The organism is uncultured Campylobacter sp., assembly GCF_938031315.1.
Taxonomy (GTDB): domain Bacteria; phylum Campylobacterota; class Campylobacteria; order Campylobacterales; family Campylobacteraceae; genus Campylobacter_B.
Map to the genome: position 1 here is coordinate 1 of NZ_CALHHT010000379.1, position 1,205 is coordinate 1,205.

Annotated in this window: 2 protein-coding genes and 1 pseudogene; all 3 read left to right on the forward strand. The window is 37.3% G+C overall.

The genetic code is table 11. The features are described from left to right. A pseudogene (locus tag Q0236_RS13310) lies at positions 1 to 158 on the forward strand (sodium-dependent transporter); the annotation flags it as partial. 65 nt (positions 159 to 223) lie between these two features. After that, positions 224 to 847: a hypothetical protein gene (locus Q0236_RS09295; protein ID WP_297917117.1), complete on the forward strand. Its 624-nt coding sequence runs from the start codon at positions 224 to 226 to the stop codon at positions 845 to 847. A 101-nt stretch (positions 848 to 948) separates the two neighbouring features. Then, on the forward strand, positions 949 to 1,205 hold a 257-nt coding region (locus Q0236_RS09300; RefSeq protein ID WP_297917119.1), incomplete at its 3' end, for a hypothetical protein.

Here is a 1,205-nt window from a genome sequence, read left to right on the forward strand (position 1 = left end):
GGTTTTGGGTGATTAAAAAAGATGAAATTTTAGATGAAGTAAATTCGGGCGCATCCAAGCGATACGGAGCGTTTTGGTACAACACGGGGCGCTTTTTATACGTGCCGCTGGCGCTACTGCTTTGCATAATCGCGCTAAGCATGCATATTTCGTTTTGAGTTAAATTTTATCATCGAAGTATGAGATTAAAATTTAATCTGTAGTGAATCAAAGGATCGATTGTATGAGCGATTTAGAAAACGAAAATTCGCCAAAGCCCAAATTGCGCGAATGGGATTCGAGACCTACGAAAATCCGCGAAAAATCCAAGCTTTCTAAATTTGCAGAATATTCGATGCCTATTTATACACTTATATCTTTATCGGTGTTTTTTATACCGATAAAAGTTTTAGATAAAAGCGAAGCCTGCGCTAGTTTCGTTAAATTTATGAAAGGAATTTTTCCGAATATAGAAGCCTTTGAAGCTATTAGCGCAATGCCCCAGGTTACGGCTTTTTACGTAAGTTTTATGTGGATTTGGGTAATTGTTTGCTCAGCTTTGATGATTTATCTTAGTTTTTACAATATGCCAAATATCTATGATTTAAAAGTTTTTCCAAAAGGAATTCTCGCTATTATATTTACGTTTTTCTTAGGATATCTGGGAACTACGTATTATTATCTAGGCGAAATGGCCACGGGAGAAATCAGCTTCGGACTAAAAAGCTTTAACCTATATTTTACCTCGAAAATTAAGATGTATTTTTGGATTACATTTTTTTCTCTATGGTTTATTGCCGGTTGCGGCGTTGGTTCTTGGGGTTTGATTTTTACAATCTGTGGTTTTAAAAATTTAAAAAAATATTAATCAAAAGATTTGAAGAATGGGATACCTTATAAGCGATAAGCTGATCGACATCGGGCTCATTTTGTTTTTCGGCGGCTTTTGCATGCTATATAAACGGCGTATTGGGCATCGGCAAAGACCATATGCAGCGCAATAAAATAGATTTCGTGCGCTGGATCTTTAGTCCGAGGCACATTTTGCGCTCCAACACGCCGTTTGATTCGAGCGAGCCGCTAGAATTAAAATTTAAAGAGCCCAAAAGCAAGCACATGATCTACAATTTCTTCGAGTTCATCATCCACTATGCGATAATCGCGCCGTTTTTAGCAATCTATGCGGGGATTTTTCTATTTTGCGCGGGGCTAGCCATTAAAATTTT

What these genes read in the sequence shown, in the direction of transcription:
- Q0236_RS09295 (WP_297917117.1), top strand. Translation starts at nt 224, where the DNA reads ATGAGCGATTTAGAAAACGAAAATTCGCCAAAGCCCAAATTGCGCGAA.